Source organism: Bifidobacterium pongonis, assembly GCF_019331805.1.
GTDB classification, from domain to species: domain Bacteria; phylum Actinomycetota; class Actinomycetes; order Actinomycetales; family Bifidobacteriaceae; genus Bifidobacterium; species Bifidobacterium pongonis.
The window spans coordinates 1-6,213 of the sequence record NZ_JAHBBE010000058.1; the positions used below are offsets into that span (position 1 = coordinate 1).

The window sequence follows — 6,213 nt, forward strand, 5'->3', positions numbered from 1 at the left end:
GCGTTTCATCATGCCGACCCCGGCCAAGGGTTTCACCTACACCGGGCTTTCCGGCGAAACCTACCCCGATCGCATGGCCGGCGGCGAGCCGGGCGAGTACACGGTCGAGGGCATGCCGGTCACGCCGTACCTGGTGCCGCAGGATTGCGGCATGCATATGCGTACCGAGCGGGTCACGGTGACGCGCGATTCCGTGCTCGACAATTCGAGGCGCGACGAGCGCGATGAATTCTCGCTCACGTTCGCCCAGGCGGAGGATGGCGAGCCGTTCGCGTTCTCCTGCCTGCCGTATACGCCGGAGGAGATCGAGAACGCGACGCATCACAACGAGCTGCCGCCTGTGCGCCGTACGGTGCTCACGGTGTGCGGCGCGGTACGCGGCGTGGGCGGCATCGATAGCTGGGGTTCCGACGTGAGGCCGGACTTCCATATCGACGCCCAGAAGGATCACGATTTCGCATTCAGCATTAAACCGTGAATTTTAGTAAAAAATAACAGTCGGGGTTTGCGCTTTGATGGCGTGAACCCCGATTTTTGTATGAAAAACGTTGAAAATCCGAAGAATCGGCACGTATTCTTTCCAAGGAAAAGAATTTAGTAAAAAGTCTGAGCTTTAGTGAAGCAGGGCTATAGTGCTACTTGGAACAACATGAAGGAGCAAGGAGGCTTCCCATGAGCGCTGAAAGCTCGTCAACCCAATCAAGAAGCAAGGTGATGACCTCTCGCATCGCGTATGCGACCGGTGCATTCGGACACGACATCTTCTACGCCACGCTGTCGACGTACCTGATCATGTTCCTCACCTCGCACCTGTTCAACTCGTCGGACACCGCGCACAACAACCGCATGATCCTGTACGTCACCACGATCATCGCCGTGCTGCGCATCGTCGAACTGTTCATCGATCCGTTCATCGGCAACATGGTCGACAACACCACCACCAAGTGGGGCAAGTTCAAGCCGTGGGTCGTGGGCGGCGGCGTCGTCAGCTCCGTCATTCTGATGGTGCTGTTCACCGACATGGGCGGACTGAACGAGTCCAACCCCGTGCTCTACCTGTGCATCTTCGCCGTGCTGTACATCGTGATGGACATCTTCTACTCCTTCAAGGACATCAGCTTCTGGTCCATGGTTCCGGCCCTGACCTTCAGCTCCGAAGAGCGTGAGAAGACCGCGACCTTCGCCCGTGTCGGCTCCACCATCGGCGGCAACATCGTCGGCGTCGTGATCATGCCGATCGTCCTCTTCTTCTCCGTCACCAAGTCCGGCTCCGGCGACAAGAACGGCTGGTTCTGGTTCGCGTTCATCGTGGCCCTCGTCGGCATCCTGTCCGTGATCTGCGTCGCGCTCGGCACCCATGAGGTCGACTCCACGCTGCGTCAGAACAAGACCAAGACCGGCTTCAAGGACGTGTTCCGTATGCTGCTCAAGAACGATCAGCTCATGGCCATCGCCCTGTCCTACCTCGCCTACACCACCGGCGTGAGCATCCTGAACGCCTCCGAACTATACTACTTCCAGTACATCCTCGGCGACGCCAGCAAGTTCTCCATCCTGGCCACCATCAACACCCTCGTCGGCCTGGTGTCCGTCTCGCTGTTCCCGAAGCTCGCGCAGAAGTTCAACCGCCGCAACGTGTTCTTCGGATGCGTCGCCATCATGCTCGTCGGCATCGTGGTCTTCTTCTTCGCCGGCAAGTCCCTGGCCCTCGTGCTGGTCGCCGCCGAACTGTTCTTCATCCCGCAGCCGCTGGTGTTCCTCGTGGTGCTCATGACCATCACCGATTGCGTCGAATACGGCCAGCTCAAGCTCGGCCACCGCGATGAGGCGCTGACCCTCTCCGTCCGCCCGCTGCTCGACAAGTTCGGTGGCGCCGTGTCCAACTGGGTCATCGGCTTCGCCGCCGTCGCCGCAGGCATGACCGCCGGTTCCGAAAACCACGTCAGCGCCCAGGGTGAGATGAACTTCAAGCTCATCGTGTTCGTGGCACCGTTCGTGCTCATCATCATCGGCCTGATCGTCTTCTTCACCCGCGTGAAGCTGACCGAGGAGAAGCATGCGCAGATCGTCGCCGAACTGGAGAAGACCTGGGGCAAGGATGCGCTGACCGCCGATGGCGCTCAGGGCGCTGCCGCTCAGGCTGCTGCCGGTGAGACTGCCGGTGCTGCTGCTGCCGGTACGGGTGCGGGTGATACGTCGGCTCGCTGATCGCCGATCATCCGAGCGCTCGCTCACTTGACGGAACCCGGCACGATAGCCTTGCGGGCCGGGTTCCAACCCCACCGGGCAACGGTCCCATTGCTAAGCTCGCCCGGTGACGATGGCGCGGCGGTCGTGGACGGTCTCCCTTTTCCCGTATGCGACCTGCCGCGTTGGCCGGAATCCCTTTTCAGGGGTTCCGGCCTTTTGCTGTTTTGCGGTGGTGTTTTATGTGTGACGTGGTTTTATGACGCGGCGCGGTTTTATGACGCTGCATCAGGTGGGGAGCGGGCTGCCGTGACATGCATAAGCGACATGCTAAGGTTGCAAGTAAATTCATTTAGCGTAATAGAGCGCAATTGGGCGCGATGGTTTGGGAGGCGATGCGCCGATGGCCACGATTAAGGAAATCGCGAAGCACACGGGGTTCTCGCAGGCCACGGTGTCGAGGATCCTCAACGATGATCCCTCATTCTCCGTCAAGGAATCCACCCGGCAGAAGGTGTTGAACGCCAGCCTCGAACTCGGGTACGAAAACGCCTCGCAGTACCAGCGCATCATCATTCCGCGCGACATCGCGATCCTGAACAATGTCATCCCCGACAAGGGCCTGCAGGACGCGTATTTCGACGAACTGCGCGACGTGCTGACAGCCCAGGCCAAGAAGCAGCGCATGAACGCGACGATCTACGACGATATCGACGAACTCATCGCGCACGGCCACGACTATGCCGGTTTCATCTCGATGGGGCCCGCGGTGCTGCCGCCCGATAAACTGCGCGAACTGCACGAGGCACTGCCCTACGGCGTGTTCATCGACATCAATCCCGCGCCGAACCTGTTCGATTCCGTACAGCCCGATCTTGAACAGATCGTGCTCGACGCGCTCGACGAGCTCAAGGCCAGCGGATGCCGGAGGATCGGGTTCATCGGCGGCGCGGGAACCATGATGGGGGAGCACTCGTACCCCGAGGATATCCGCCGTTTCGCGTTCGGCAATTGGAGTACGCGGCTCGGCTTGGACACCGTGGGGCTGGTGTATGCGGACGGCCCGTTCACCGTCGACAACGGGCGTGAACAGGGCGAGCGGATGATCGCCGACCATGCGGACGACCTGCCGGATGCGGTGATCGTGGCGGCGGATACGCTCGCCGTGGGCATGTTGCAGGCGTTCGCCGCCAAAGGCGTGCTGGTGCCGCGCGATATCAAGGTGATCAGCATCAACAATCAGGAAGTCGCGAAATACACGTCGCCCGCGCTGTCGTCGTACGACATCGACAAGGAGGAACTGACCTGCGCGGCCGTGCTGATGCTCGCCGAATCGCTGGTCAGCAAGCGTGCCGTCAGGCAGCACACGTTCATCTCCTCGCCCTTGGTGGTGCGGGATAGTTTCGCGCCCCAGCGTTGAGGGTTGCCGGCGGCGTTCGGGCGCTTGGGCTCTTGGACGCTTGGACGCTGAAGCCGTGGGTGTTGAGCGCTCGTGATGCGGAGATGTGGTTCGGTGGCGGAGCGGCAATGAGGCTGCCTGCCGTTGGCCTGTAGACGATAGACACTAGCTGAATGTCATGCAGGAGTATAGTGCGTTGTTTGTTTAGTAAACAATTTTACTTTGGTGGATAAAAGACGTAAGCTGGGGTAACGGATCAATGGATGATCTTGGAGATCTTCTAAGGAGAAGAAGCAATGGGTAACGAAACCTCCCTCGCCAACGGCGGCAAGCGCGGCAAAATCGGCCAGCGCGTGGCCTACGCGTTCGGCAATCTCGGCCAATCCGCCTTCTACAATGCGTTGAGCACCTACTTCATCGTGTACGTGACCAGCTGTCTGTTCTCCGGCGTCGAAAAAGGCGTCGCAGCCAAGCTGATCGGCATCATCACCAGCCTCGTCGTGATCATCCGCATCGCGGAGATCTTCATCGACCCGCTGCTGGGCAACATCGTCGACAACACCAGCACCAAGTGGGGCCGCTTCCGCCCGTGGCAGTTCCTCGGCGGCCTGGTCTCGTCCCTGCTGCTCATCCTGATCTACACCGGCATGTTCGGTCTGGTCAACGTGAACACCACCTGCTTCATCGTGCTGTTCGTCATCTGCTTCGTCGTGCTCGACGTGTTCTACTCCCTGCGCGACATCTCCTACTGGGGCATGATCCCGGCGCTGTCGTCCGACTCGCACGAGCGTTCCACCTACACCGCCCTCGGCTCCTTCACCGGCTCCATCGGCTACAACGGCATCACCGTCGTCGTGATCCCGATCGTCACCTACTTCAGCTGGGTGTTCACCGGTTCCCACACCGAAAGCCAGAGCGGCTGGACCTCCTTCGGCATCATCGTGGCGCTGCTCGGCATCCTGACCGCATGGTCCGTCGCATTCGGCACCAAGGAAAGCGAAAGCGCCCTGCGCTCCAAGGCCCAGAAGAACGGCGGCCCGCTGCAGGCGTTCAAGGCCCTGTTCCAGAACGACCAGCTGCTGTGGGTGGCGCTGTCCTACCTGCTGTACGCCATCGCCAACGTGGCCACCACCGGCGTGCTGATCTTCCTGTTCAAGTTCGTGCTGGACAACCAGGCCGCCTACTCCGTCACCGGCATCATCGCACTGGTCGCCGGCCTGGTCATGGCGCCGCTGTACCCGATCCTGAACAAGCGCATTCCGCGCCGCTACCTGTATATCGGCGGCATGATCTCCATGATCGCGGGCTACATCCTGCTCGGCATCTTCGCCGACAACATGATCATGGTGTTCGTCGCCCTCGTCCTCTTCTACGTGCCCGGCACGCTCATCCAGATGACCGCGATCCTGTCCCTGACCGATTCCATCGAATACGGCCAGCTGAAGAACGGTAAGCGCAACGAGGCCGTCACCCTGTCCGTCCGCCCGATGCTTGACAAGATCGGCGGCGCCATGTCCAACGGCATCGTCGGCTTCATCGCCATCGCGGCCGGCATGACCGGTGACGCGACCGCCGCCGACATGACCGCCGCGAACATCAACACCTTCAAGACCTGCGCGTTCTACGTGCCGCTCGTCCTGATCGTGCTCAGCCTCCTGGTGTTCGTCTTCAAGGTGAAGATCAGCGAGAAGATGCACGACGAGATCGTCAAGGAGCTTGAGGCCAAGCTGGCTTCCGGCGAGATTGAGGATGAGGATGCTGGTGTGGCTGGTGCTGCGGCTGATGTGGCTTCCGCTGAGGCTGGCGCTGGTGTGGCTGGTGTGGCTTCCGCGGCTGATGCGGCTGGTTCCGGTTCGGCCGGCGCTTCCACCGGTGCTCCCACTGCGTGACCTCACCGCGTGACCCTATGTCGTAACTGACCCCTTCCTATAAAAGGTGGTCGATATGGACGAATTCCGCTCGGATTTCGTCCATATCGACCACCTTTTGCATGTGGTGTGGGGTGCATGTGGTGTGTGGTGAGCGTGGGGCGCATGATGGCGGTGCGGCGGTAGTGGGGGAGGGACGGAATACGGAAAGGCCGCGACCCTGATGAGTCGCGGCCTTTTGGGAGTCCGTATGAAAGGTGAATCGGCGCTGGCCGGTTTTACCTATGTGGGTAAGCGATATTACTTGTTGAGGATGCGCTTGAACAGGTCGGAGGAAGCCTTGGCGAGGGCGAACTGGTAGAAGCCCGGATCGACGGAGGCGAGGTTGCTGTTCAGGATCTGGTCGAGGGTGTTGTTCTTCATGATGGTTCCTTTCGTGCGCGGCCGTGTGCTTGTCTTGTCTTTTCGTTCCTGTGGCCGCTTGTTGGTATCTCATGCGTTTCGGGTCTTGTGCCCTTGCGCGGGGTGCCGCCTTACCGGTTCTCCGGTCTTGCTGAGCGGCATCGTGTCGTTTCTTTTCTGTTGTGATTACAGTCTATGTCCGTTCGCGCTCATAATCATGCCGAAGTCGTTGAATTCTTTGTATTTCTATCGGGTAATCTTGAATGAACTACACCCTCGACCAGATCCTGAACAGCAACCTCGCCTCCGTCGATCCGGGCTTCTACCAGTTCGCCCTCGCCAAGGCTTCCTCCGACC

5 protein-coding genes are annotated in these 6,213 nt (G+C 60.1%); 4 read left to right on the top strand and 1 reads right to left on the bottom strand.

The features are described 5' to 3' along the window. The 4 genes from KIH75_RS09715 to KIH75_RS09730 all read left to right on the top strand — a co-directional run. On the top strand, nt 1–478 hold a 478-nt coding region (locus KIH75_RS09715), incomplete at its 5' end, for a beta-galactosidase small subunit-related protein (RefSeq protein ID WP_476695627.1). Nucleotides 479–672: 194 nt separating this feature from the next. Further along, complete coding sequence (locus KIH75_RS09720; protein ID WP_236028245.1) at nt 673–2,208, top strand: glycoside-pentoside-hexuronide (GPH):cation symporter; 1,536 nt, start codon at nt 673–675, stop codon at nt 2,206–2,208. Nucleotides 2,209–2,590: 382 nt separating this feature from the next. Continuing rightward, nucleotides 2,591–3,607 (top strand): LacI family DNA-binding transcriptional regulator, encoded by a 1,017-nt coding sequence (locus tag KIH75_RS09725; protein WP_219056504.1) that lies wholly within the window; start codon nt 2,591–2,593, stop codon nt 3,605–3,607. Between the two features lie 275 nt (nt 3,608–3,882). Then, the gene (locus tag KIH75_RS09730) at nt 3,883–5,475 is read left to right on the top strand and encodes a glycoside-pentoside-hexuronide (GPH):cation symporter (RefSeq protein ID WP_219056505.1); all 1,593 of its coding nucleotides are present in this window, start codon (nt 3,883–3,885) and stop codon (nt 5,473–5,475) included. Nucleotides 5,476–5,754: 279 nt separating this feature from the next. Here the strand turns inward: KIH75_RS09730 and KIH75_RS10260 are convergent, their stop codons facing one another. Next, on the bottom strand, nt 5,755–5,877 hold the full coding sequence (locus KIH75_RS10260) for a hypothetical protein (protein ID WP_274608113.1): 123 nt from the start codon (nt 5,875–5,877) through the stop codon (nt 5,755–5,757). Nucleotides 5,878–6,213: the final 336 nt, after the last annotated feature.

Bases quoted from the DNA above. Each gene is read 5' to 3' on its own strand.
- KIH75_RS09730 (WP_219056505.1), top strand. From the start codon at position 3,883: ATGGGTAACGAAACCTCCCTCGCCAACGGCGGCAAGCGCGGCAAAATC.
- KIH75_RS10260 (WP_274608113.1), bottom strand. From the start codon at position 5,877: ATGAAGAACAACACCCTCGACCAGATCCTGAACAGCAACCTCGCCTCC.
- KIH75_RS09720 (WP_236028245.1), top strand. From the start codon at position 673: ATGAGCGCTGAAAGCTCGTCAACCCAATCAAGAAGCAAGGTGATGACC.
- KIH75_RS09725 (WP_219056504.1), top strand. From the start codon at position 2,591: ATGGCCACGATTAAGGAAATCGCGAAGCACACGGGGTTCTCGCAGGCC.